Annotated in this window: 28 protein-coding genes; 18 read left to right on the forward strand and 10 right to left on the reverse strand. The window is 67.6% G+C overall.

Annotation, left to right across the window (positions count from 1 at the left end; genetic code table 11):
• Nucleotides 1-79: 79 nt before the first annotated feature.
• Nucleotides 80-499 (forward strand): Htur_1727 family rSAM-partnered candidate RiPP, encoded by a 420-nt coding sequence (locus NO931_RS01875; protein ID WP_256390924.1) that lies wholly within the window; start codon nucleotides 80-82, stop codon nucleotides 497-499.
• A complete protein-coding gene (locus NO931_RS01880) occupies nucleotides 496-1,707 on the forward strand; it encodes a TIGR04347 family pseudo-SAM/SPASM protein (protein ID WP_256390925.1) in 1,212 nt (403 codons plus the stop codon). The genes NO931_RS01875 and NO931_RS01880 overlap by 4 nt, the downstream gene beginning before the upstream one ends.
• 212 nt (nucleotides 1,708-1,919) lie before the next feature.
• Here the strand turns inward: NO931_RS01880 and NO931_RS01885 are convergent, their stop codons facing one another.
• Nucleotides 1,920-2,189 (reverse strand): DUF2249 domain-containing protein, encoded by a 270-nt coding sequence (locus NO931_RS01885; protein WP_256390926.1) that lies wholly within the window; start codon nucleotides 2,187-2,189, stop codon nucleotides 1,920-1,922.
• Between the two features lie 169 nt (nucleotides 2,190-2,358).
• Between NO931_RS01885 and NO931_RS01890 the strand changes: the two genes are divergently transcribed.
• The 7 genes from NO931_RS01890 (at nucleotide 2,359) to NO931_RS01920 (ending at nucleotide 11,526) form a co-directional block, all read left to right on the forward strand.
• Nucleotides 2,359-3,024 (forward strand): helix-turn-helix domain-containing protein, encoded by a 666-nt coding sequence (locus NO931_RS01890; protein WP_256390927.1) that lies wholly within the window; start codon nucleotides 2,359-2,361, stop codon nucleotides 3,022-3,024.
• 208 nt (nucleotides 3,025-3,232) lie between these two features.
• On the forward strand, nucleotides 3,233-3,541 hold the full coding sequence (locus tag NO931_RS01895) for a DUF7521 family protein (protein WP_256390928.1): 309 nt from the start codon (nucleotides 3,233-3,235) through the stop codon (nucleotides 3,539-3,541).
• Between the two features lie 198 nt (nucleotides 3,542-3,739).
• Complete coding sequence (locus tag NO931_RS01900) at nucleotides 3,740-5,026, forward strand: O-acetylhomoserine aminocarboxypropyltransferase/cysteine synthase family protein (protein ID WP_256390929.1); 1,287 nt, start codon at nucleotides 3,740-3,742, stop codon at nucleotides 5,024-5,026.
• A gap of 137 nt (nucleotides 5,027-5,163) precedes the next feature.
• Nucleotides 5,164-8,529 carry a PAS domain S-box protein gene (locus NO931_RS01905; RefSeq protein WP_256390930.1) on the forward strand — a complete coding sequence of 1,122 codons (3,366 nt, stop codon included), beginning with the start codon at nucleotides 5,164-5,166 and terminating at the stop codon, nucleotides 8,527-8,529.
• On the forward strand, nucleotides 8,522-9,004 hold the full coding sequence (locus NO931_RS01910; protein WP_256390931.1) for a response regulator: 483 nt from the start codon (nucleotides 8,522-8,524) through the stop codon (nucleotides 9,002-9,004). Before NO931_RS01905 ends, NO931_RS01910 begins: the two co-directional genes overlap by 8 nt.
• Nucleotides 9,001-10,689 (forward strand): bacterio-opsin activator domain-containing protein, encoded by a 1,689-nt coding sequence (locus tag NO931_RS01915; RefSeq protein WP_256390932.1) that lies wholly within the window; start codon nucleotides 9,001-9,003, stop codon nucleotides 10,687-10,689. Before NO931_RS01910 ends, NO931_RS01915 begins: the two co-directional genes overlap by 4 nt.
• 129 nt (nucleotides 10,690-10,818) lie before the next feature.
• A complete protein-coding gene (locus NO931_RS01920) occupies nucleotides 10,819-11,526 on the forward strand; it encodes a hypothetical protein (protein ID WP_256390933.1) in 708 nt (235 codons plus the stop codon).
• A 52-nt stretch (nucleotides 11,527-11,578) separates the two neighbouring features.
• On the opposite strand, the gene NO931_RS01925 is transcribed toward NO931_RS01920, so the two are convergent.
• The gene (locus NO931_RS01925; protein WP_256390934.1) at nucleotides 11,579-11,878 is read right to left on the reverse strand and encodes a cupin domain-containing protein; all 300 of its coding nucleotides are present in this window, start codon (nucleotides 11,876-11,878) and stop codon (nucleotides 11,579-11,581) included.
• Nucleotides 11,878-12,105, reverse strand: a complete 228-nt coding sequence (locus NO931_RS01930; protein WP_256390935.1) for a DUF2249 domain-containing protein — start codon at nucleotides 12,103-12,105, stop codon at nucleotides 11,878-11,880. Before NO931_RS01930 ends, NO931_RS01925 begins: the two co-directional genes overlap by 1 nt.
• 145 nt (nucleotides 12,106-12,250) lie before the next feature.
• Here NO931_RS01930 and purM point away from each other — a divergent pair, with 145 nt between their 5' ends.
• A complete protein-coding gene (gene purM, locus NO931_RS01935; RefSeq protein ID WP_256390936.1) occupies nucleotides 12,251-13,225 on the forward strand; it encodes a phosphoribosylformylglycinamidine cyclo-ligase in 975 nt (324 codons plus the stop codon).
• A 66-nt stretch (nucleotides 13,226-13,291) separates the two neighbouring features.
• Here the strand turns inward: purM and NO931_RS01940 are convergent, their stop codons facing one another.
• Entirely contained in the window at nucleotides 13,292-13,678 is a 387-nt protein-coding gene (locus NO931_RS01940; RefSeq protein WP_256390937.1) for a DUF7987 family protein, read from the reverse strand.
• Between the two features lie 112 nt (nucleotides 13,679-13,790).
• Here NO931_RS01940 and NO931_RS01945 point away from each other — a divergent pair, with 112 nt between their 5' ends.
• From NO931_RS01945 to NO931_RS01955, 3 genes are all read left to right on the forward strand, one after another.
• On the forward strand, nucleotides 13,791-13,967 hold the full coding sequence (locus tag NO931_RS01945) for a hypothetical protein (protein ID WP_256390938.1): 177 nt from the start codon (nucleotides 13,791-13,793) through the stop codon (nucleotides 13,965-13,967).
• 73 nt (nucleotides 13,968-14,040) lie between these two features.
• On the forward strand, nucleotides 14,041-14,412 hold the full coding sequence (locus NO931_RS01950) for a nuclear transport factor 2 family protein (RefSeq protein ID WP_256390939.1): 372 nt from the start codon (nucleotides 14,041-14,043) through the stop codon (nucleotides 14,410-14,412).
• A 2-nt stretch (nucleotides 14,413-14,414) separates the two neighbouring features.
• Nucleotides 14,415-14,621, forward strand: a complete 207-nt coding sequence (locus NO931_RS01955; protein WP_256390940.1) for a DUF8527 family protein — start codon at nucleotides 14,415-14,417, stop codon at nucleotides 14,619-14,621.
• A gap of 50 nt (nucleotides 14,622-14,671) precedes the next feature.
• On the opposite strand, the gene NO931_RS01960 is transcribed toward NO931_RS01955, so the two are convergent.
• Together NO931_RS01960 and NO931_RS01965 are read right to left on the reverse strand one after the other, a co-directional pair.
• On the reverse strand, nucleotides 14,672-15,628 hold the full coding sequence (locus NO931_RS01960) for an Rv3626c family coenzyme F420 biosynthesis-associated protein (RefSeq protein WP_256390941.1): 957 nt from the start codon (nucleotides 15,626-15,628) through the stop codon (nucleotides 14,672-14,674).
• A 100-nt stretch (nucleotides 15,629-15,728) separates the two neighbouring features.
• Entirely contained in the window at nucleotides 15,729-16,022 is a 294-nt protein-coding gene (locus NO931_RS01965) for a hypothetical protein (RefSeq protein WP_256390942.1), read from the reverse strand.
• Between the two features lie 103 nt (nucleotides 16,023-16,125).
• Here NO931_RS01965 and NO931_RS01970 point away from each other — a divergent pair, with 103 nt between their 5' ends.
• Nucleotides 16,126-17,187: a M20/M25/M40 family metallo-hydrolase gene (locus NO931_RS01970; protein WP_256390943.1), complete on the forward strand. Its 1,062-nt coding sequence runs from the start codon at nucleotides 16,126-16,128 to the stop codon at nucleotides 17,185-17,187.
• 1 nt (nucleotide 17,188) lies between these two features.
• Here NO931_RS01970 and NO931_RS01975 read toward each other — a convergent pair whose 3' ends face one another.
• The gene (locus NO931_RS01975; RefSeq protein WP_256390944.1) at nucleotides 17,189-18,046 is read right to left on the reverse strand and encodes an ABC transporter permease; all 858 of its coding nucleotides are present in this window, start codon (nucleotides 18,044-18,046) and stop codon (nucleotides 17,189-17,191) included.
• Nucleotides 18,043-19,137, reverse strand: a complete 1,095-nt coding sequence (locus NO931_RS01980; protein ID WP_256390945.1) for an ABC transporter ATP-binding protein — start codon at nucleotides 19,135-19,137, stop codon at nucleotides 18,043-18,045. Before NO931_RS01980 ends, NO931_RS01975 begins: the two co-directional genes overlap by 4 nt.
• Nucleotides 19,138-19,230: 93 nt before the next feature.
• Between NO931_RS01980 and NO931_RS01985 the strand changes: the two genes are divergently transcribed.
• The 4 genes from NO931_RS01985 to purF all read left to right on the forward strand — a co-directional run bounded on the left by NO931_RS01985 (nucleotide 19,231) and on the right by purF (nucleotide 22,228).
• Nucleotides 19,231-19,905 carry a helix-turn-helix domain-containing protein gene (locus NO931_RS01985; RefSeq protein WP_256390946.1) on the forward strand — a complete coding sequence of 225 codons (675 nt, stop codon included), beginning with the start codon at nucleotides 19,231-19,233 and terminating at the stop codon, nucleotides 19,903-19,905.
• A gap of 149 nt (nucleotides 19,906-20,054) precedes the next feature.
• On the forward strand, nucleotides 20,055-20,294 hold the full coding sequence (locus NO931_RS01990; RefSeq protein WP_256390947.1) for an LSM domain-containing protein: 240 nt from the start codon (nucleotides 20,055-20,057) through the stop codon (nucleotides 20,292-20,294).
• Nucleotides 20,291-20,464, forward strand: coding sequence for a 50S ribosomal protein L37e (locus NO931_RS01995; RefSeq protein WP_256390948.1), 174 nt, complete (start codon nucleotides 20,291-20,293; stop codon nucleotides 20,462-20,464). Before NO931_RS01990 ends, NO931_RS01995 begins: the two co-directional genes overlap by 4 nt.
• 321 nt (nucleotides 20,465-20,785) lie before the next feature.
• The gene (gene purF, locus NO931_RS02000) at nucleotides 20,786-22,228 is read left to right on the forward strand and encodes an amidophosphoribosyltransferase (RefSeq protein ID WP_256391380.1); all 1,443 of its coding nucleotides are present in this window, start codon (nucleotides 20,786-20,788) and stop codon (nucleotides 22,226-22,228) included.
• Nucleotides 22,229-22,257: 29 nt separating this feature from the next.
• Here the strand turns inward: purF and NO931_RS02005 are convergent, their stop codons facing one another.
• Entirely contained in the window at nucleotides 22,258-23,295 is a 1,038-nt protein-coding gene (locus NO931_RS02005) for a ComEC/Rec2 family competence protein (RefSeq protein ID WP_256390949.1), read from the reverse strand.
• 69 nt (nucleotides 23,296-23,364) lie between these two features.
• On the reverse strand, nucleotides 23,365-23,754 hold the full coding sequence (locus NO931_RS02010; protein WP_256390950.1) for a DUF3006 domain-containing protein: 390 nt from the start codon (nucleotides 23,752-23,754) through the stop codon (nucleotides 23,365-23,367).
• Nucleotides 23,755-23,783: the final 29 nt, after the last annotated feature.

Here is a 23,783-nt window from a genome sequence, read left to right on the forward strand (position 1 = left end):
GTCTGATGTAGCCCCCTTCCGTTCCCAGATTCTGAAACCGAGCGCGACCGATATTTAAGGAGGGTTCGTTCGACCCCACATGGACGACGGATCGACGCAGCTGGAGAAGTCGACGCGCGCTCGCGTGGGAGAGGAACCGCGAGGCGACCCGCTGCCCGAGTGGGACGTGTTCGTTCGCGAAGACGCCGAATCACGTAGTGATTCGAGCTCTCCGTCGCAAGCTCAGGAGAGCCCGGGCGGAGTCATGCGCCACGTCGGCAGCGTCAGCGCGCCGACGCCGGAGAAGGCCCACGAGCACGCCAGCCGGCTGTTCGGCTGGTTCGCCGACGACGTCTGGGTCTGCGAGTCCTCGGATATCCACCGCTTCTCGACGCACTCGCTGGGCGAGCCCGGCGAGGACGCCGAAGCGCATAGCGCTTCGAGCCCTCACTCGCAAGCTCGCGAGGACGCCACGCCCGAGTCCGGAACCGAGCGCCGCCAGCACGAGTGGGACGAATGATCTCGATCAGCAAACTGCTCTGCGACCTCGACGCCGAGGGCGACGGGCTGCGCTACGACGCCGCCGGCGAGTCGAAAAAGCCCCAGATCACCGAGCGAAAGCAGCGCCGACCGGTCGTGGTGTGGAACGTCACCAAGCAGTGCAACCTCCGCTGCGCGCACTGCTACGCCGGCGCCGAGTCGGCGTCGGCGCCCGGCGAGCTGACCACCGAGGAGGGCAAGGACCTGCTGGACGATCTCGCCGACTACGGCGCGCCGGTCGTGCTGTTTTCGGGCGGCGAGCCGCTCGCCCGCCAGGACCTGCCCGAGCTCGTCGAGTACGCCGCCGACCGCGGGCTCAGACCCGTGCTGTCGACGAACGGCACCCTGCTCAATCGCGACCGCGCCCGCGAACTCCGGGACGCCGGGCTCGCGTACGCCGGCGTCTCGGTCGACGGGCTCCCCGAGCGCAACGACGAGTTCCGGGGCAAGGATGGCGCCTTCGAGGAGGCGGTCCACGGCATCCGATCGTGTCTCGACGTCGGCCTCAAGACGGGACTGCGCTACACGATCACCCGCCACAACGCCGAGGATCTGGAGGGCGTCGTCGACCTGCTGTCGGACGTCGGCGTCGATCGCTTCTGCTTCTACCACCTCGACTACGGCGGCCGCGGCGCCGACATCAGCGACGTCGACCTCTCGACCGACGAGCGCCGCGCGGCGGTGCGCCGGCTCTGCGACATGACCCGCGAGTACCGCGAGCGCGGCGAGGAGATCGAGACGCTGCTCGTCGGCAACTACGCCGACGCGGGGTTCCTCGTCGAGTACGCGCGCGAGGAACTCGGCGACGCTCGGGCCGACAGCATTTACCGGTACCTGCGACGCAACGGCGGCGATCCGACCGGCGAGCGCGTCGCCGACGTCGACTATCAGGGCGACGTCCACCTCACGCAGTTCTGGCAGGGGTACAGCCTCGGCAACGTGCGCGACCGATCGTTCGGCGACATCTGGGAGGACGAGTCGAACCCGCTGCTCGCCCGGCTCCGCGAACGCGAGAAACACCTCAAGGGCCGCTGCGCGGACTGCCAGTACCAGGAGATCTGTCGCGGCGGCTCGCGGCTGCGGGCGCTCGCGGAACACGACGATCCGTTCGCGCCCGACCCGCAGTGCTATCTCACCGACGCCGAGCGCGCCGGCGAACCGTCCGCGCCGCCCGCGCCCTCGGACTGACGCCGGCGCTCGGATCGGTGTCGGCATCCTCGGGTCGACAGCGGCGCTCGGTTGGGCGCCGGCACCCTCGGATCGACGCCGGAGCGGCGCGGCGACGGCTGGCCGATCAATTCTCACGGAGCAGGAACGGCGGGTGGCCTTTAGTGTTCGGCACAATTACGTTCGGGCGATGACGGACCGCGCAGCGAGAGACCGCAGCGGGGCCGGCGGCGTCAGTCCTCGCGCCAGATCGCCGTCACCGTCGCGTCGTCGAGTTCGACGGTGTCGTAAACGTATCCGCGATCGTCGAGCTTCGGGTACAGGTGCTGCGGGGCGCGATCGTTCACCTGCACGAGGACGGTTTCGTCGTCGAGTTCTGGTAGCAGTTCGAGCGTCTCCGAGAGTGGTTTGGGCGGCCCGAGGTTGCGGACGTCGAGCGTCTCCCGCGGTCGGGACGCCGGCGCGTCGACGGCCTCCACGGCGCGGTCTGCGAGCGTTTCCATACCCGATCGTTCGGGCCGACGCGCTACCCGAATTGCCCCGAACACGTTCGGCGCGACCGACGCTTCGGCGTCCGCGGCGATGCCCGCTGGGTCGGACTAGCGCGAGACGACGGAGCGATTCGAGACGACGGATCGACGCGCGAAGCGAGCGGCCCGCAGCGACGAACCCATGACACAGGCACGACTCACCGTCACGCTTCCCGACGGAACGTGGATCAAGGACGTATCGACGGAGTTCCCCGAGGCGACGTTCAGAGTGCTCGCCGCGATGCCCGGCGAGCAAGCCGGCTTCGGGCTGGTCCGGATCACGGCGCCCGACCCCGCCGCGGTGCTTGAAGGGATGGACGCCCACGAGGTGCTGACCTCGGTCGACATCCTCGAGGGCAGCGAGGATCGGGTTCTCGTCCAGTTCGAGACGACCCGGCCGCTCTTGCTGTTTTCGGCCCGCGAGTCCGGCGTCCCGATCGAACTGCCGATGGACATCCAGGACGGCGACGCGTCGGTCGACGTGACGGCCTCGCGCGACCGGCTCTCGGTGCTGGGCGAGCAACTGGAGACGTTCGGACTCGACTTCGAGGTGGAGTTCGTCCGCGAGCGCGTCGATAGTTCCCGGCTGCTGACGGATCGCCAGCGAGAACTGCTGGTCGAAGCCGTCGAGCGGGGCTACTACGACACGCCGCGTCGGTGCTCGGTGACCGATCTGGCGGAGGCCGTCGGCTGCGCCAAGTCGACGTGCAGCGAGACGCTCCACCGCGCCGAGGAGCGCGTCGTCAAGCGGTTCGTCTCGGATCTGCCGGACGCCGATAGCGAACTCGAACCGGAGATCGAACAGTAGCTCGTTCTCAACGACTGGGAATCTCGACGCCGCTTTACGTGTTCTTCCGTCGAATCAACCGGTAGGTATTGCCAGATATGCCACCAGCTCACCGACCCTCGGACCGCCGCACCGCGTCGACGGGCGATCGACGTCCCGGATCGGCGCGCGAGGAGTCGACGGACCGATCACCGAACGCGACAGTCGGGCCCGGACGGAGGTGATCGACGTGGATCACCTCTCGGCCATCATCGTGATCGCCAACACGGTGACGCTCGTGTTCGGCGGGACGATCAGCGCGCTCGCCCACCGCGCGGCGGCGCGCACCAACTCCGCCGCGCTGCGGTCGCTGAGCGTCGGCCTCGGACTGGTCACGATGGGGACGTTCTTCGGCGGCGGGCTCCACCAGTTGCTGGGCGCCGGGTTGCTCACCAGTATCGCCGTTCAGAGCGTCTTCACCGCGATCGGCTTCGTCGCGCTCGCGTACTCGCTGTACGCCGAGCGAACCCCGATGGCCGACACCATCGATACGGTCTGAGCCGGCGCATCGAACCGATAGACGGGGTGCCGATCCACAACGTCGATCGCCGCGTTCGACGACGCCGGTAGCGACGCGTCGCTCCGCCTCCAGTCGTCCGCACCTCCGACGGCTCCGAGATAGTGGCAACTGTCGTTCTCCGGCGTCACCGGTTCGCGTCAGGGTTTATTTACACGGAGCCGAAACGGTTCGGTTGCTATGAGCGACGACGAACCAGGATTCTACACGCAGAGCGTCCACGCGGGACAGGAACCGGACGCGGCCACCGGATCGCGAGCGCCGCCGATCTACCAGACGACGTCGTACGTGTTCGACGACGCCGAGCACGCCGCGTCGCTGTTCGCCCTCGAAGAGAAGGGCAACATCTACAGCCGCATCATGAACCCGACGAACGCGATGCTCGAAAGCCGGCTCGCCGAGCTTGAGGGCGGCGTCGGCGCCATCGCGACGTCGAGCGGGATGGCGGCGCTGGACCTCGCGACCTTTACGCTCGCCTCGGCGGGCGACAACATCGTAACGGCGTCCTCGCTGTACGGCGGCACGTACACCTACTTCACCCACACCGCGCCGCGGCGGAACGTCGAGACGCGCTTCGTCGACACGCTGGACTACGAGGCCTACGAGGAGGCGATCGACGAGGACACCGCCTACGTCCACCTCGAAACGATCGGCAACCCGGCGCTCGTGACGCCCGACATCGAGCGCGTCGCCGAGATCGCCCACGACAACGGCGCGCCGCTGTTCGTCGACAACACGTTCGCGACGCCGTATCTCTGCAACCCGCTGGAGCACGGCGCCGACCTCGTCTGGCACTCCACGACGAAGTGGATCCACGGCAGCGGCTCGACGGTCGGCGGCGTCCTGATCGACGGCGGCTCGTTCCCCTGGGAGGAGGGCGACTACTCGGAGATCGCCGAGGACAACCCGGCCTACCACGGGCTGAACTTCCGCGAGACGTTCGGCGAGGCCGCCTTCGCCTTCACCGCTCGCGCCCGGTCGATGCGCGACCTGGGCAACCAGCAGGCGCCGTTCGACGCCTGGGTCACCCTGCAGAAGCTGGAGACGCTGCCCCTGCGCGTCCAGCGCCACTCCGACAACGCCCAGATCGTCGCGGAGCACCTCGACGACCACCCGGAGGTCGAGTGGGTCACCTACCCCGGTCTGGAGGACCACGAGACCCACGACACCGCCTCGGAGTACTTCGACGGCGGCTACGGCGGCATGATCACCTTCGGCCTCTCGGACGGCGAGGAGGCCGGCCGCGAGCTTTCGGAGTCGACCGAACTCGCCAGCCTGCTGGCGAACGTCGGCGACGCCAAGACGCTGATCATCCACCCCGCGAGCACCACCCACCAGCAGCTCACCGAGGAAGAACAGATGGCCAGCGGCGTCACGCCGGATCTCGTTCGCCTGTCGGTCGGCCTCGAAGATCCCGAGGACATCGTCGCCGACCTGGATCAGGCAATCGAGCAAGCGACCGAGTGAGCGGCTGATCCCCGCAGACGGCCGCACAGCCCCCATTTTGTCGGTTCTCGACGGCGAGCGCCGGCCGTCGACCGCACACCGCTACGGCGACGGCACCGGCGCGAGTTTTATCCGCTCTTGGGGCGACTACTATCTATATGAGCGAGGGTGGGGGGTTCGCCGGATCGGCTTCGCCGGGGAACTCGAACGACGTGGTGAGAATGGAGCGCTATCGGACGCTCGTCGACGCGGTCGACGACGGGCTCGTCCAGTTCGACGCCGATGCGCGGATCGTCGACGCGAACGACGCGGTCGTCGACGCGGTGGGCCAGGATCGCAGCGATCTCGTGGGCGAGCACGCCGCGGCGATCCTCGGCGACGACGTCCCGCGCGCCGTCGAGACGGTCGCGGAGCTTCGCGACGACGAGAGCGAGGCGGCGACGCTGGAGTTGCTGCCGAGCGCGCCCGTCGCGGACGCCGGCTTCGACGAACTCCGGATCGCGCTCGTCGAGGAGGACGGCGAATTCCGCGGGAGCGTCGGCGTCCTCCGCGCCGAGTCGGAGACCGTCGACGAGAGCCAACTGCAGGAGAGCGAACAGCGCTTTCGCTCGCTGGTCGACGCCGTCGAGGAGTACGCCATCTTCATGCTCGATCCCGACGGCCGGGTCGTCACCTGGAACGAAGGCGCAGAGCGAATCAAAGGGTACGCCCAGGACGAGATCGTGGGGCGGCACTTCTCGACGTTCTACACCGACGAGGACCGCGAAGCGGGCGTCCCGGCCGCGAACCTCGACGCCGCGATGGCAGAGGGCTGGGTCGAGGACGAGGGCTGGCGCGTGTGCGCCGACGGGTCGCGATTCTGGGCGAACGTCACGATCACGGCGGTCCGGGACGACGACGGCACGCTCCAGGGGTTCGCGAAGGTGACCCGCGACATGACCGAGCGCCGCGAACGCGAGCGCGATCTGCGCCGCGAGCGCGACCTCAACGAGAAGCTGCTCCGAACCGCACCGGTCGCGATCGCCGTGTACGACAGCGACGGAGAGGCGGTGCTGTCGAACCGGCGAACACGCGACGTGCTCGGCCTGCCCGAGTCGGGCGATGTCGGCGATCTCCACGACGCTGACCAGTGGGACGTCTACGACACCGAGGGGGAGCCGATCTCGGCCGACGAACTTCCGGCCGCGCGAGTGCTCGAGAGCGGCGAGCCCGTCGCGGACGAGGAGATAGCCATCGACCGGCCGGACGGCGAGCGACGGTGGTTCCGCATCAACGCCGTCCCGCTGCTCGACGCCGAGGAGGAGTCGGTCGATCGGGTCGTCGTCGCGGGCGAGGACGTGACCGAACTCAAGCGCCGCGAGCGCCAGCTCCGCCGGCAGCGTGACGAACTCGAGTCCGAACTCGGCGAGGTGTTCGGCCGCGTCTCCGACGCGTTCTTCGCGCTCGACGAGGAGTTCCGGTTCACCCACATCAACGAGCAAGCGCACCAGCTGATCAACCCGGAGGATTGGGAGTTGGTCGGCGAGTACGTCTGGGATCAGTTCCCGGAAGCCACTGAACGGCTGTTCAAACCCCATTACGAGCGCGCGATGGAGAATCAGGAGACCGTGTCGTTCGAGGAGTACTACCCCGAGCCGCTCGACGCCTGGTTCGAGGTCCGTGCGTACCCCTCGGAGACGGGGTTGTCGGTGTACTTCCGCGACGTTACCGAGCGCAAGGAGCGCGAGCGGGAACTCGAGGAGTCCGAGCGCCGGTACCGGACGCTCGCAGAGCACTTCCCCGACGGCGTCGTGACGCTGTTCGATCACGACTTGGAGTACACCCTGGCGGCGGGCCAGGGGTTCGATCGAATCCCAGTCGACCCCGAGGATCTCGAGGGCAATTCGTTTCGGGACGCCTGGGACGACGAGACCGCTGACACCCTCGAACCCGCATTCCAGTCCGCACTGGACGGCGAGGAGAGTTCCGTCGAACTCGAGTACGCCGACCGAGAGTGGATCTTTCAGGCGGTGCCGATCACCGACGAGCGCGGCGACGTGTTCGCCGGGATGACGATGGCGATCGACGTCACCGAGCGGAAAGAACAGGAGCGCGCCCTCGAACAGTACAGCGAGTACCTCGACGACGTGATCGACGGGATCGACGACCTGTTCTACGTACTCGACCCCGACGGCACGCTACGGCGCTGGAACGAGAGCGTCGCCGACGTGACGGGGTATTCTCTCCCCGAAATCGCGTCGATGGACGCGCTCGACTTCTTCGAGGAGGACGCCGAGAAGATTGCGACCGCGGTCGCGGACGGTTTCGAGGAGGGAAGCGTCCTCGTCGAAGCCGATCTCGTGACGAGCGACGGTGAACGGATCCCCTACGAGTTCTCGGCGACGACGGTCGAGAACCCCGCGGGCGACACCGTCCTCGCCGGGATCGGGCGAGACGTCTCCGAGCAGAAGGCCAGGGAGCGCGAGTTGACCAAGTACGAGACGATCGTCGAGACGATCGAGGACGGGATCTACGTGAAAGACGAGGACGGCTACTTCACGATGGTCAACGACGCGTACGCCGAGATGACGGGCTACGACCCCGCGGAACTCGTCGGCGCACACGCGTCCCTGGTAGTCGACGAAGCGACGATCGAGGACTCGCGGGAGATGGTGTCGGCGGCCGCGACCGGGGACGACGACGAGCCGACGATGGAGGCGTCGCTCCGGACGAAAGGCGGCGGCGAGATTCCCGCGGAGGGGACGTTCGCGACGATCGAAACCGACGAGAGACACGAGGAAGTCGGTGTCGTCCGCGACGTTACGGAACGGAAGGAACGCCGGCGAAAGCTAGAGAAGTCCAACGAGCGCCTCGAACAGTTCGCGTACGCGGCCTCCCACGACCTCCAGGAGCCCCTGCGGATGGTGTCGAGCTACCTGTCGCTGGTCGAACGGCGGTACGCCGACGAACTCGACGAGGACGGCCGCGAGTTCATCGAGTTCGCGGTCGACGGCGCCGAGCGAATGCGCGAGATGATCGACGCCCTGCTGGAGTACTCTCGCGTCGAGACGCGGGGAGATCCGTTCGAGCAGGTCGATCTGGAGATCGTCTACGAGGACGCGATCCAGGATCTGGAGGTGATGATCGCCGAGAGCGACGCCGAGATACGGGCCGATCCGCTCCCCGAGGTGTACGGCGACAGCGGCCAGCTCCGGCAGGTGTTCCAGAACCTCCTGAGCAACGCCATCGAGTACAGCGAGGACGGACCGCCCAAGGTTCACGTCGACGCCGAACGAGACGGCGAGGAGTGGGTCATCTCGGTCGGCGACGAGGGCATCGGCATCGATCCCGAGCACGTCGATCGGGTGTTCGAGGTGTTCAACCGGCTCCACACGCGGGAGGAACACGACGGCACCGGGATCGGACTGGCGCTCTGTCGGCGGATCGTCGAGCGCCACGGCGGCGATATCTGGGTCGAGTCGACGCCCGGCGAGGGATCGACGTTTTACTTTAGCGTGCCCGCTCGAGAGGACACCGATGATTGAGCACAGGTCGGCCGAATCGATCGACGTCCTGCTGGTCGAGGACAACCCGGGAGACGTGCGCCTCACCGAGGAGGCGTTCGCGGAGGCGAAGATCAACAACGATCTCCACGTCGTCCGCGACGGCGAGTCGGCGCTCGATTTCGTCTATCAGCGCGGCGAGTACGATTCGGCGCCGACGCCGGACCTCGTGTTGCTGGATCTGAATCTTCCGAAGATCGACGGGACGGACGTGCTCGAAGAAATCAAGACCGACGAGATCCTCAAGCACATCCCGGTGGTCGTGCTGACCAGCTCGTCGGCGACCGACGACATCGTTCGGAGTTACGAGCGCCACTCGAACGCGTATCTCACCAAGCCCGTCGATCCCGACGAGTTCGTCGATCTGGTGCAGTCCTTCGAGGAGTTCTGGTTCACGCTCGTCAAGCTGCCGCCGGAACCGGACGTCGAGCCGACGCGGAACGCGGGGGAAGAATGACGGACGCGTCACCGCTGAACGTGCTTCTCGTCGAGGATAACCCGGGCGACGCCCGATATATCGAGGAAATTCTGAACGACGCTCGCGAGCTGTCCGACCGGGAGCTCAATCCCGGCGGCGAGATACTCGGCCAACAGCAACTCGGCGATCGGGGTGACGAGCTGGAGCTGATCCACGAGAGCCGCCTCGCCGACGGTCTCGAACGACTCGACGAGCAGCGCCGTGATGTCGTTCTGCTGGATCTCGATCTGCCCGACAGCCAGGGGCTGGAAACCCTAGAGCGGGTCGTCGACCGGACCGAGACGGTCCCGATCGTCGTCCTCACCGGGTTACGCGACCGAGAGGTCGGTCTGGAGGCGCTGCGGCGCGGCGCCGAGGAGTATCTCGTGAAAGACGAGATCAACTCCGACCTGCTGGTCCGCTCGGTGTACCACGCGATCGAGCGCAAGGCCCGCGAACGACAGCTCGAACGCCACCGCGAACAGCTCGCCGCGCTGAACCAGCTCAACGGCGTCGTCAGGAAGATCACCGACGCCGTGATCGATCAGTCGACGCGCGAGGAGATCGAGCGCACCGTCTGCGAGGCGCTGGCCGACTCGGCGTCCTACGAGTTCGCGTGGGTCGGCGAGCTAGACGCCGCGACCGACGAGTTCGAGCTACGCGCCGAGGCCGGCGTCGAAGGGTATCTCGACGACATCACGATCACGGCCGACGAGGACGATCCGCAGGGTCGAGGCCCGACGGGTCGGGCGTTCCGATCCCGCGAGATTCAGGTCACCCGCAACGTCGCGGAGGACTACGAGTACGAACCGTGGCGCGAGTACGTCAAAGAGCGCGGCGCCCGTTCGTCGGCGGCGATTCCGATCGTCCACGAAGGGACGATCTACGGCGTCCTGAACGTGTACGCGGATCGGCCCGACGCCTTCGCCGACCGGGAGCGTCAGGTGATCGGCCAGCTCGGCGAGATCGTCGGGCACGCCATCGCGGCCGTCGAGCGCAAGCGCGCGCTGCTGAGCGACGAGGTCATTGAGGCCAACTTCCGCGTCGAGGACGTGTTCGCCGAGTTCGACGTCGAGGAGCGCACGGACGACGAGATCCGCCTCGAACAGGTCGTCCCGGCGGGCGGCGACGAGTACCTCGCCTACGGATCGACGCCGGCGGGCAACGACGACGCGCTGAAGGCGCTCGTCGACGCGCTCCCGGCCTGGGAGTCGATCCGGATCCTCGACGACGATCTGGGACGGCTCCGCTTCGAGATCCGGTTCGGCGAGCCGTCGGTGCAGGCCGCCGTCGCGACCCACGGCGGCTACGTCGAGGCGGCGACGATCGAGGGCGGTGACTTCCACCTCGCGGTGCAGCTCCCGCAAGGCGCCGACGTGCGCCAGATCGTCGAAGTGGTCCAGGAGAGCTACCCGACGGCCGAGCTGCGCGCCCAGCGTCAGGTGACCCGCGACGACGCAGGGACGAACAGGATGCTGTCGGCGTTCCACGAGGATCTGACGGATCGCCAGCGCACCGTCGTCAAGACGGCGTACTACGCCGGGTACTTCGAGTGGCCCCGCGACAGTTCGGGCGAGGAGATCGCCGAGTCGCTCGACATCGCGCCGGCGACGTTCTCACAGCACCTTCGGACCGCCGAGAACCGCATCTTCGGCGCCCTGTTTCAGGACCCCGACGAGGAGTAGGTCTCGCCGGGTGCGACGCCGATCGACCTCGATTTCTCGAATCTTTCGTCACCGATGCTTCAGAATATATAGCAAATACTATTTACCGTTGGTTTGATTTCGAGACGAACTCCGAAGAGGAGAACTATCATGAGTGTAATCATCGACAACCTCGAGACGACGTTGCGACAGACGATCCTGACCGGTATCGACCTCCTGCCCCAGCTGATCGGGGCGGCGATCATTCTCGGGCTGGTGGCGTACGTCAGCCCGAAACTGGCCGAGAAGGCGACCGACGCGATCGCCCGCCTGGGAATCTTCGGGCAGCTAGAACGGACGCCGCTGGGGGCCACCGGCGGGGACGGGCCGGGCGACTTGCGCGAGGGGACCGAGGCGGTCCTCGAACTCTACGGCTACGTCGTCGGCGGCGCGATCGCGGTCACGATTCTTCGCATCGGGCTGATCAGTCGACTGGCCTCGGACCTCCTGTTTTACGCCACGTTCGTCGTGGTCGGCCTCGGCCTGCTCGCGCTGGCGTCGATCGTCGCCTCCGCGGTCGGGGACCGCGCCGCCCGGTGGGAGCCCGTCGAGGGCACGGCCGCCGAACCCGCCGTGGGTGGCCTCGTGCAGGCCGCGCTGTACCTCGTGGCCGGCGTGATCGTGCTCGACCTGCTCGGACTCCACACGGGGATCGTCCTCGTCGTCGTCAGGGCCGCGACGCTGGGCATCGCGCTCGCGTTCGCGCTGGCGATCGGGATCAGCGTCGGGCTGGCGAGCAAGGACCACGTCGCCGAGTACGTCGACGGCGTGCTGGGCGACGGCGAAACGGCCCGCGCCACGACATCGGACGACGACTAACGGCGTCGATCGCCGAAACGAAACCGACCGATTTCTCGTATTTTTGACGGTGCTACTCGCGGGGGGCCAGCACCAGCAGCGCCTCGCTGTCGTCCACGGCTTTCGGCGAGACGTACTGATCGCCGTCGAACCGCGCGACGTCGCCCGGCGCGAGCTCGTGCGTTTCCTCGCCCAGCGTCACGTCGACGGCGCCCGACAGCAGGTGAAAGACGATCTGCCGGTCGGGGTGCTGGTGGGGTGCGATCTCCTCGCCGGCGTCCAGCGAGAGTCGGATCGTCTGGGGCTCCTCGCCGGGGAACAGCTCGGCGTGCGGTTCGCCGTCGAGATCGTCGAGCGACTGGAGCGAGACCATTATTTTTTGGGGAACGTCGCAACGAACTCCTCGGGCGCGCGCTGCTCGACCTCGTAGTTCTCGGCGTCGAACGCGTCGATCTCGGCCTGCATCTCGTAGAACAGCGGCTTGGGCTCGTGGTCGTTGACGATCGTGAGCGTCTCGCCGCTCTCCAGGTCGTGGAAGGCCTCGTGGATCTTGTCGTGGCGCTGTACCGGCGGAATCTCTCGGGCGTCGATCGTCGTCATGCACTCGACGGTTGGTTCGATGCCGCCCTCGGGCTTCCCCCGAACGTGTTCGGCAACGCATCTGCGGGTCGACGCGCCGCCGGACGCCGCCGATCGGTCCGGTCATACCGGTGGGCTTTTGCCGGCAGCGGTGCGCTCTCTCGGTATGAGTGACGACGAGGACCGCCTCACCTACTCGGAGGCGGGCGTCGACATCGAGGAGAGCGAGGCGGCGACGGCGGCGCTGCTAGACGCCGTGGGCAACGTCGTCGACACGGAGTACGCCGGCCTGTTAGACATCGGCGACCGATTCTTGGGACTGGCGACCGACGGCGTCGGGACGAAGCTGCTGGTCGCCGAGGCGCTGGGCGACTACTCGACGGTCGGCATCGACTGCATGGCGATGAACGCGAACGACCTCGTCGCCGCGGGCGTCGAGCCGGTCGCCTTTGTCGACTATCTCGCCGTCGACGAGCCCAGCGAGGAGTTCGCCGAGCAGGTCGGCGACGGCCTCGCGGCGGGCGCCGAGGAGGCCGGCCTCGCGCTGCTGGGCGGCGAGACGGCCGTGATGCCCGACGTGATCGACGGGCTGGATCTGGCGGGCACCTGCGCCGGACTGGCGCCCAAGGACGCTACGTTCGACGGCGACGCAGAGCCGGGCGACGCGCTCGTCGGCTTCCCCTCCAGCGGCATCCACTCGAACGGGCTGACGCTTGCCCGCGAGGCCGTCACCCGCGAGCACGAGTACGACGACCCGTTCCCGCCGAACCCCGATCGGACGATCGGCGAGGAACTGCTGGAGCCGACGCGACTCTACACCGACCTGCTCGGCCCGATGCGCGAGCACGGCGTCCGCGCCGCGGCCCACGTCACCGGCGGCGGCTGGACCAACCTCGAACGGCTGGGCGAGCACCGCTACGAGATCACCGATCCGCTGCCCGCTCAGGACGTCTTCGGGTTCGTCCAGCGGGAGGGCAACGTCACCGACGAGGAGATGCACCGCACGTTCAACATGGGCACCGGGTTCGTCGCCGCGCTCGACGCCGAAGACGCCGACGCGCTGGCGGACGCCACGGACGGGCGGGTCATCGGTGAAGTGCAGGAAGGTGACGGCGTCGCGATCCGCGGGCTGGAGCTGTAAACGCGGTTCGGCGTCGCGATTTTTCGACCGTTTACACCGCGGGCGTAGCTCCGCGCCCGACCGGACTCACTTCGGTGTCCCGTAGTCGGTGTAGTCCAGCAGCAGGTGCGGGACGACGACGCCGACCGCGAAGACGACGCCGAAGATAATCTCCGACGGGAGTGCGGTCAGTTCGTGGAGTCCGAACAGCAGCGCCATCGCCAGTAGCACGAAGGCGCCGATGAGCTTGTTCTCGGCCGTTATCAGCCCTTCCCGACGGACGAGGATCGCCAGTGAAAGCACGACCAGCCCGATAACACCCACGAGAACGGCGGCGAACAGCCCGATCGAGTTCACCGCGAGGCTGTACGCCAACCCGATCCCGACCAGTAGATACCCGAGTCCGAGCGCGGCATTGCTCGCTCGGGACTCGAGCAATCCGCCGTCGTTCGATCCGACGTCAGCGGCGCACATATCACCAACTCCCGCCGAGTTGCCAAATAAGCACCGTCCGCGGGAACGCCGACAACCCCGGGTACTATTCTCGTTGCGAAACGATGAATTATCCCCGACGAAATGCGTCGGTATGGACGACGCTGGCATCCGTCGGCGACTCGACGCGATCATCGCGCTTCAGTTGCTTTTGCTCGTGCTGGCACTCCCCGGCGGGCCGGAGATCCCCATGCTGATCGCGTCGCTCCTCGTGGTGTCTCTCGTCATCTGGGCGATCGCGTCGCTCCTGGCGCGAGCCGTCGAGGACTGACGCCGCGGCGTCCCGACGCGGTCGGCGAGGGCGATTCGGCGGTTTCAAGCCACCCCTCGGCGTTGTCTCTCGTATGACCGCCGAGGAGACCGTCCGCGAGTACTACGAGGCGCTTCGGCGGGGCGACCCGCTCGTCCCGTACTTTTCGGAGAGCGCGACCGTCAAGTTCGGCGTCGAGGAGTCGCTGTTCGGCGCCGACGAGATCGCGGCCGCGCTCCGGGAGCAGACGCGGACGACCGACGACTGGCACGTCGAGTCGACCGCTCTCGACGTCACCGAGCGCGAGGGGTTCGCGTGGTTCGGCGACGAGGTCGACCTGGCGTGGACCGACACGGAGACCGGACAGCGCTGGACGTTCGACACGCGGTGGAGCGCCACGCTCGAACGCGAGAACGGGGACTGGTCGTTCGTCGCGATGCACGTCAGCGCGCCGCGGAGGCTCTGACCGTGGTTGGACCGACGCGCGAGGAGGCGACCGACGGCGGCGGGAACCGCTACCTCGCGAGTGCGCTCGTCGCGCTGCTCGCAGTCTCGGGTGTGACGGTCGCGCTCCAGGCGAAAGCGTCGCTCCTCGTCGTCGCACTCTCGGGGCTGGGCGGCGTCCTCGTCGGACTCGCGTTCGTGGCGTACTTCAAGTGGTCGTTCCGTCTGTAACGGCGACGCCACGCTACGGTCAGCGCGGCTCGCTGCGACCGGACGGCCGATCAGGGGTCGACTCGCTGCACCCAGGCGTCGGGGTTGTCGAGTTCCGCGTCCGACGGGAGATACTCGGGCGACGTCCAGACGGCGTTTGCCGCTTCGATACCGCGCAGTTCCACCACGCGCTCGAAGAACGCCTTTCCGCGCTCGTACTGGCGGCGCTTCATCCCGAGGCCGAGCGCGCGCCGAACGAACTGCGCGATCGGGCCGCGGCCGCGTCGGCGGGCGTCGAGCTTCGCGCGGAGGTCGGCGTACTCGTCGTCGAAGGCGTGGTCCATCAGCAACTCGGCGTACCCCTCGACGACCGTCATCGCGGCGTCGAGCTCGCGGAACGCCTCCCGGTCGAGGCTGCCGGCGGACAGCGCCTCGATGCCCTCTTCCATGCGTTCTTCGAGGTGATCGGAGAGCCACGGCGCCGCGCCGAACTCGGCGGCGTGGGTTACCTCGTGGAACGCGATCCAGCGGCGGAACCGATCGTACTCGACGTCGAGCGTCTCGGCTACCTTGTGGATGTTCGGGTGGACGAAGTACAGCGCGTGATCGGCGTCGCCCTCCGCGAGCAACAGCGGGTCGTACTGACCCAGCACGTTTCGCCCGAGGAAGGCGAGCATGAAGCTCATCGTGCCGGTGTTGAGTACGCGCGAGACGCCCGGCAGCGCCACCTCCGTGTGCTCCTCCAGGGGCGCCATGACTCGCGAGAACGTCTCCACGTTGGCGTCGATCCAGTGGTGGCGGTTCTGGACCTCGACGGTGCGGGGCACGTCGAACTCGACGCTGCCGACCGCGCCCACGGCGTCGCGGGCCTCGCGGACGTCCGCCGCGTACCCCGAGCGCTCGGCCTCGCTCAGTTCGAGCGAGCCGGGGTCGGTGCTTGCCTTGGCGGCCTCGGCGACGGCGTCCCAGTCGATCGCCCCCGTTCCGGACGCCCCCGTGACCGCGCGAACGCTTCGATAGAGACTCATTACTCGAACGAAGGCCTCTGCGGCCAAAACCTTTCTCCCGACCGCCGTGCGCCGCCGGCGTCGCCTCGTCTCGACGCCGCTTCCGGCTCGACGCCGCCGATCACTCGGTCGTCGTCTTGAACTGGTCGAGGCGGCCGCCGGACTCCTCGCCGAGTTCTTCTTCGTCCTCGCCGCCGGAGACGTACCGCACCGCCGCCGCGATGGCGATCAGCGCCACGAGCGGGACGATCACCTTGGCGAGGCCGCCGCCGCTCTCATCGTCCTCTTCGATATCTTCGTCCAGCTCGGCGTCCTCGCCCGTCGCGATGCTGAGCAGGCCCTCTTCGCCCTCGCCGCTCGGACCGATCTGGATGTTCCCTTCGGGATTGAACTCGAACAGCGTGATCTTTGCCATGTCCGGACGTTCGTCGAGGACGGACTTAGGCGTGGGGGTCACCCCCTGCAGGCGCAGGCCTCTCCGACCGAGCATTTGAAACGCTGGCCCCGCAAGTGGCGGTATGGACGACCGACAGCGCGAGTTTCTCGACGACCTGCTGACGACCGCGAGCCCCTCCGGCTACGAGACCGCCGCCCAGCGCGTCTGGGTCGACTACGTCTCCGAGTTCGCCGACGACGTTCGGACCGACGAGTACGGCAACGCGGTCGCGGTGCTGGAGGGCGGCGACCCGACGGTGGCGATCGCCGGGCACGCCGACGAGATCGGATTTATAGTCCGGCGGATCGACGACGACGGGTTCGTCCACCTCGGACGGATCGGCGGCTCGGACAAGTCGGTCTCGAAGGGCCAGCACGTCACGATCCACGGCGCCGACGGCCCGGTTAGCGGCGTCGTCGGCCAGACCGCAATCCACCTCCGCGAGGAAGGCGACGACGGGTACGACGACGTGCGCGAGCAACACGTCGACATCGGCGTCGAGGACGGCGAGTCGGCCCGCGACCTCGTCGAGGTCGGCGACCCGATCACCGTCTCGACGACGATCGAGGATCTCGAAGGCGACCGGCTCGCCGCGCGCGGCGTCGACAACCGCGTCGGCGTCTGGACCGCCGCCGAGGCGCTCCGCCGAGCGGCCGAGCGGGACGTCGACGCGACGGTCTGTGCGGTCAGCACCGTTCAGGAGGAAGTCGGCCTTCAGGGCGCGCGCATGGTCGGGTTCGACCTCGCGCCGGACGCCGTGGTGGCTGTCGACGTGACCCACGCAGCCGACCATCCCGGCGCGCCGAACGACCGGACGGGCGACGTGTCGCTGGGCGAGGGGCCGGTCGTCACGCGCGGGAGCGCGAACCACCCGGTCGTCGTCGACGCCGTTCGCGAAGCCGCCGAAAGCGAGGACGTGGACGTCCAGCTCGAAGCGGCGGGCATCCGGACCGGCACCGACGCCGACGCGTTCTACGTCCAGCAGGGCGGGATCCCCTCGCTCAACCTCGGACTGCCGAACCGCTACATGCACACGCCGGTCGAGGTGATCGACGCGTCCGATCTGGACGCCGCCGCCGCACTGCTCGCCGGCTTCGCCGAGCTGGCCGGCGAGTACGAGGAGTTCGGCGTCGACCTGTCCTGACTCAGGTCGCGCTCGCGCTACTGGCCCGCGCCAGCAGCGAGACGGCGATCGTGCCAGAAATGAGGTTCAGCGCGACCAGCACGCCCACGGCCGGAACGAGCGTGTCGTAGATGCCGCCGAAGCGCGTCACCTCCAGAACGGTCATCACGTCCTCGCCCAGCACCAGCGCCCGGATCGCGTCGACGCCGTAGGTCACCGGATTGAACGTCGCCAGCGTCTCGACGCCGTCGGTCATCGGGATGAACGCTGGCGAGAGAAACAGCAGCGGAAACATGAACAGCATCGTCGCGGCGTTGACCACCTCCTCGTCGCCGGTCACGACCCCGATCGCGTTCGCGATCGACACGAACAGGCCGGCGACGAGCAGGCAGATTCCGACGACGCCGACGACGCCCGCCAGTCCCGTCCGGACGGTCGCGCCCGCCGCGACGCCGAACCCGAGGACGACGAGCACCTGCACGACGATACGAAGCAGCTCCGAGGCGGACTTGCCGGCGAGTACCGCCGTCCAGCTCATCGGGGACGCCACGGTCTTCTCGAACATGCCGCTCTCGAGGTCGCCGACCAGCCCCATCCCCGAGTTGAACGACGACCCGATCGTCGCCTGTAGCAACACCGCCGGGAGCAGGTACGTGACGTAGTCGACGCCGGTAAAGCCCGCACGTTCCAGCGCGATCTCGCCGACGTCACCGAACACCGTCGCGAACAGGAGCAGCGATAGCGCCCCGACGACGATTTCGACGACGAACGCGGTCGGGCTCCGTACCACCTTGCGGTTCCACCGTCTGAAGTTGACGAAGACGTCGCCGGCGAACGTGTTCCCCGTCGGCGCCTCGGCGTCGATGTCCGTCGCGCTCATGCCGCCTCCTCCTCGCTGGCCGCGTCGAGGTCGTCGGTTCTCCCGTCGGCGATCGCCAGAAAGACGTCGTCGAGCGTCGGCTCCTCGATGTCGAACCCGGTCACGGTGATGCCAGCCTCGCGGAGCGCGACGAGCAGGTCCGGTCCCAGTTTGCCGGCGTCGGGGGCGGAGACGCCGACGCCGGCGTCCGTCGCCTCGACTGACGCCGCCGGTCCGAGGACGCCGCTGTCGCGAGCGACCGTCGTTGCCGACTCGACGGCTCGTCGTCCCCCGTCGACCTCGATCTCGGCGCGTTCGCCGCCGATGCGGCGCTTCAACTCGTCGGGGGTGCCGTCCGCGACGATGGCGCCGTCGCGGATGACCGCCAGCCGATCACACAGCGCGTCCGCCTCCTCCAGATACTGAGTCGTGAGAAATATCGTCGTCCCCGCGTCGTTGATGCGCTCGAAGTAGTCCCAGAGTCGGTTCCGCGCCTTCGGATCGAGGCCCGTCGTCGGTTCGTCCAGAAAAACCAGCTCGGGGTCGTGGACGAGCGCGGTCGCGGCGTCGAGGCGCTTTTTCATCCCTCCGGAGAACCGCTCGGCCGGCACGTCCGCGACGTCAGCGAGATCCACGAGATCGAGCAGTTCCTCGATCCGCTCGTCTCGCCGACGGCGCGCGACGCCGTAGGCTGCGCACGCGAACTCGAGATTCTCGCGCGCACTCAGCTCCTCGTCGACGCTGGTCTCCTGGGCCATGTAGCCGACGGACGCCCTGACGGCCGTTCGTGCCTCGGCCACGTCGTAGCCGTTGACGACCACGGTGCCGCCGGTCGGTTCCAGCAGCGTCGCCAGCACCTTGATCGTCGTCGTCTTGCCGGCGCCGTTCGGGCCGAGGAAGCCGAAAAATTCACCATCGGGAACCGTCAGTGAGATGTCGCGTATCGCTTCCGTCCCGTCCCCGTAGGTCAGCGAGAGGCTGTCCACTGCGATCGACAGTGAGATTCCGTTCGCTCCGTCGTCTGATTCGTCCACCGGGGCGGTCTGCCGGTCCGCGACGTCGGTTGGTTCCTCCGCATCGCCGTCGGTCTGGTTCCGTGATGTTCTCGACATCGTCTCGGAAGATGCTACTGGCGTCTCGACGGAGAGCGTTCCGTGAGGTATAGAAGCGCCCTTTATTAATGGCGACGAACGACGAGATAACCCGTGAAACACATTCGAGCGAGTGCCCGGATCGACCCCGAACGGGCGCCGGCGTTTTTCAATTTGCTCGCGAACACGCCCGAGGTGGAGGAGGCCCGCATACTGGAGGCGAACACTACCATCGACGGGGTCGAGACGCTGCTGTTCGCCATCAACGGCGACGCCGCGGCGTTCTCCGCGGAGGCTATCGACACTCCCGGCGTCGAGTCGGTGCAGGTCTCCGAGATCGACGACCGGCGGGCGTACGCTCTCCTCGTGATGCGACCCCTGGAGACGCCGCTGTTCGATGCGATCCACGAAGCCGGCCACCAGGGCGGCTTCGTTCTCCGGACGCCTGTCGTCTACCGCGACGGAGCCATGCACGGTCGAGTCGTGGGTGACACCGGACCGCTGCAGGACGCCATCGAGAACGTGCCCGACGCGATCGACGTCCGGATCGACGAGATCGGGCGCTTCCGCGGCACTCGGGACGACCCGGCGACCGCGCTGTCCGACCGGCAACACGAGGCGCTCCAGGTTGCACAAGAGCTTGGGTACTACGACCAGCCGCGCGGCGCGACCCACGAGGAGATCGCCGAGGAACTCGGCTGTGCTCCCCAGACGGCCAGCGATCACCTCCAGAAAGCCGAGGCGAAGCTCGTCGACGCCGCCCTGGACGGTCCCGGCCCGACCGGCTGACAGCCGGGACCACTGCTGCAGCACGTTCCCGTCGAATCGCCCCACAGAACGCCTTCGACACCGGTGTGGGCCGATCTGAGGCAGTCGAACCCCGCCGGCGTCGACTCTCCACCGGTACGTTTATACGCACGTCGGGTGCGAATTGGCGTATGAGCGGACGACCGCTGGACGTGCTCGAGGCGTCACTCGGCGACGACGTACAGGTGCAGCTCAAGGGGGGCGAAATCTTCGAGGGGACCCTCGCCGGCTACGATCAGCACATGAATCTCGTGCTGGAAGACGCCGTCGAGGGGTCCGCGAGCGACACGCCCGACACCGTCTCCGAGGAGGAGTCGGTCGAAGACACAACCATTATACGCGGCGATAACGTCGTTTCGATCAATCCATGACTGGTGCAGGAACCCCGAGCCAGGGCAAAAAGAACAAGACGACTCACGTGAAGTGCCGCCGCTGCGGCGAGAAGTCCTACCACGTGAAGAAAAAGAAGTGCTCGTCGTGTGGCTTCGGCAAGTCCGCCAAGCGCCGCGGCTACGAGTGGCAGTCGAAGGCCGGCGAGTAATCTCGACCGTTCTTTCTTCTCGTTCGTCGACCGCGTAGCGTCGGCTTCATCGATCGCTAAAGAGGAGCATCCCCTCGCAGCGCGACTGCCGAGATAATCGGACGCCTGGCGAACGCGGGATGCCCAATCACCTCATTCCGACCACCCTGACCGGCCACGCTAGCGTCGCGCCGTCGCGTCGGTCGACGGTGCTGTCGTATGCACGATCGTGTATAGTATTTGCCGGTGGACGCCCCGGTCGAAACACATTTGCGAGGATTTATCCCCGATGGTCGGGTACGAACGCCCATGTCAGACGGGCGGGTCGCGAACCCGGACGGTATGACCGAGAAGTGCGGCGTCGTCGGCGTCTCGCTGCGAGACCGCGCCGCCGCGCGGCCGCTTTACTACTCCCTGTACGCGCTCCAGCACCGCGGCCAGGAGTCGGCAGGCGTAATCACGCACGACGGCTTCCAGCAACACACCCACGTCGAGATGGGGCTGGTCGGCGACGCGTTCGACCAGTCCGACGTCGAGGAGCTCAACGGCTCGGTCGGGATCGGCCACGTCCGCTACCCGACGGCGGGCAGCGTCGACTCCTCGTGCGCGCAGCCGTTCTCGGTGTCGTTCAAGAGCGGGTCGCTCGGGCTCTCCCACAACGGCAACCTCGTCAACGCCGACGAGATCCGAGACGAGCTCGCGAACATGGGCCACGCCTTTACTTCCGATGGCGACACCGAAGTGATCGCCCACGACCTCGCGCGGAACCTGCTGGAGGAGGACCTCGTGCGCGCTGTGAAGCGGACGATGGAGCGGATCCACGGCTCGTACTCGCTGACGATCATGCACGACGACACCGTGCTGGGCGTCCGCGACCCCGAAGGAAATCGGCCACTCTGTATCGGCGAACTCGAAGACGGCTACATCCTCGCTAGCGAGAGCGCCGCCATCGACACGCTCGACGGCGAGCTCGTCCGCGACGTCGAGCCCGGCGAGCTGGTCGTCCTCCACAAGGACGGGACAGGCTACGACACCTATCAGCTGTTCGACCGCGACGACACGGCTCACTGCTTCTTCGAACACGTCTACTTCGCGCGCCCCGACAGCGTCATCGACGAGAAGCTGGTCTACGAGGTGCGCCGCGAACTGGGCCGCCAGCTCTGGTCCGAAAGCGGCGTCGAATCCGACGTCGTGATGCCGGTCCCCGACTCGGGGCGGGCCTTCGCCAGCGGCTACGCCGAGGCCGCACAGGAAGAGGGCGAGGATCTGGAGTTCGCCGAGGGGCTGATGAAGAACCGCTACGTCGGCCGAACGTTCATCATGCCGACGCAGGACGAGCGCGAGCGCGCGGTGCGCCTGAAGCTCAACCCGATCAAGAGCACGATCGAGGGCAAGACCGTCACGATCATCGACGACAGCATCGTACGGGGCACGACCTCGACGCAGCTCATCCAGCTTCTCAAAGACGTCGGCGCCGAGGAAGTTCACGTCCGGATCGGCGCGCCCCAGATCATCGCGCCCTGCTACATGGGCATCGACATGGCGACCCGTGAGGAGCTGATCGCGTCCGACCGCTCGACAGAAGAGATTCGCGAGGAGATTCAGGCCGACAGCCTCTCGTATCTCTCGATCGACGCCGTCGCCGAGGCGCTGGACTCCTCGCGGGGCGATCTCTGTCTGGGCTGTGTCACCGGCGAGTACCCCTACGACATCGAGGGCGAGGAGACCGACCGCGACGTCACCCGCCCGGAGATCGAGGGAGCGTCGCCGCTGGCCGACGACTGAGCGCGCTCGTTCTGCCGCAAGATTCTATCTCATCCGACGACCTGCCCACCCGGAGCCGCGGGACTGGAAGCCGCTGGCCCGCCGAGCGATGGCGCCGTGGTGCCCCGCTCTTCGACCGGATCGGTCGGATCGGCGTTGGACGGCTCGGCGTCCTCGAACTCGGCGGGATCCGTCGTCGCCTCGCTCTGCGTGGCGACCCGCACGGCGTCGCCGTCGCTGGTGAAGACGACGGTGCCGTGGATCGCGGTCCAGTAGGTGGTGACGTCGCGCGCGGCGAGCCGTTCCAGGGGTTCGTCGTGCGGGTGGTCGTACGGCGAGTCGTAGGGCGCCGAGATCACCGCGAGCGACGGGCTCGCGGCGTCGAGCAGCGCGTCGGAGGAACTGGAGTAGCTGCCGTGGTGGCCGACCTGGTAGACGGTCGACGAGAGGTCGTCGTCGTACTCGTCGACGAGGCGACGTTCCTCCTCGGTGCCGACATCGCCGGTGAACAGAAACCCGGCGTTGTCGTGTTCGAGGTGGACGACGAGACTGTTCTCGTTGAGTTCCTCCAGATCGCTGTCGGCGGTCGGATGCAGCACGTCGGCGTCGACACCTTCCATCGGAATTTCGTCGCCCTCCTGTGCACGGTGCAGCGTCACGTCGTACTGCTCGACCGCGTCGAGGTAGTCGCCGTACGTTTCCGACGTGGACACCGTCCCGGAGTCGTAGATCGCGCCGATCCCCTCGGCCTCGGTCTCGTAGTACTCGATCACCTCGGCGTGACCGCCGACGTGGTCGGCGTGGGCGTGGGTCGTCACGAGGTAGTCGAGCCGCTCGATGCCCCGGTCCCGCAGGTACGAAAGGACGATCTCGCCGTCGTCGGTCCAGTGGCCCGAGTCGATCAACATTGTCTCGCCGGTCGGCCCGACCACGAGCGTCGCGTCGGCCTGTCCGACGTCGATCGTGTGGACGTTCAGCTCTCCCGTGTCGTCCGTATCGGCGCCGCTGCCGGGGTCGCCGACTCCCGCCACGCAGCCGGACAGGAGCGCGACGACGACCACGACGCCGGTGGCCGATCGCCGATCCATTCACTGAACCCATGGTTTGGCCCCTCTTGGTCGTTGTGGCGGCCGCGCTGGTCGGATGCGCCGCGCTCGTCACGATGCGTCCGACCCGTCCTCCGCGAGGTCGTTCAACCGCTCCCGGGCCGCGACGCGTCGGCGCCGCGTCGCCGCGGCGTCGTGTCGCAGCCCGTCGATCTCGCCGTCCGAAAGCCGCACCGAGAGGACGGCTCCATCCTCGCGGGCACTCGCCGGGAGCCGATCGAGTTGGACGAGTCGCTGCGCGATCGTCTCCTCCGCCCGTTCGAGCAGGACGACCGCCAGTTCGCCCTCGATCCTGTCGACGACGCCGGTCAGTTCGGCGTCGCCCAATCGATCAGCGGCATCGGCGTCCTGCTCGGGGTCGGAACTGCCGATATCGAACGGCAGCGCGGCTCCGGCGAACGATACGAGCGTCGCGACGAACTCGCGTCGAGCGAACGTCATACGCCGCGTGGTGCGGAGTCGTATTTGAA

It is taken from the genome of Natronoarchaeum rubrum (assembly GCF_024494695.1).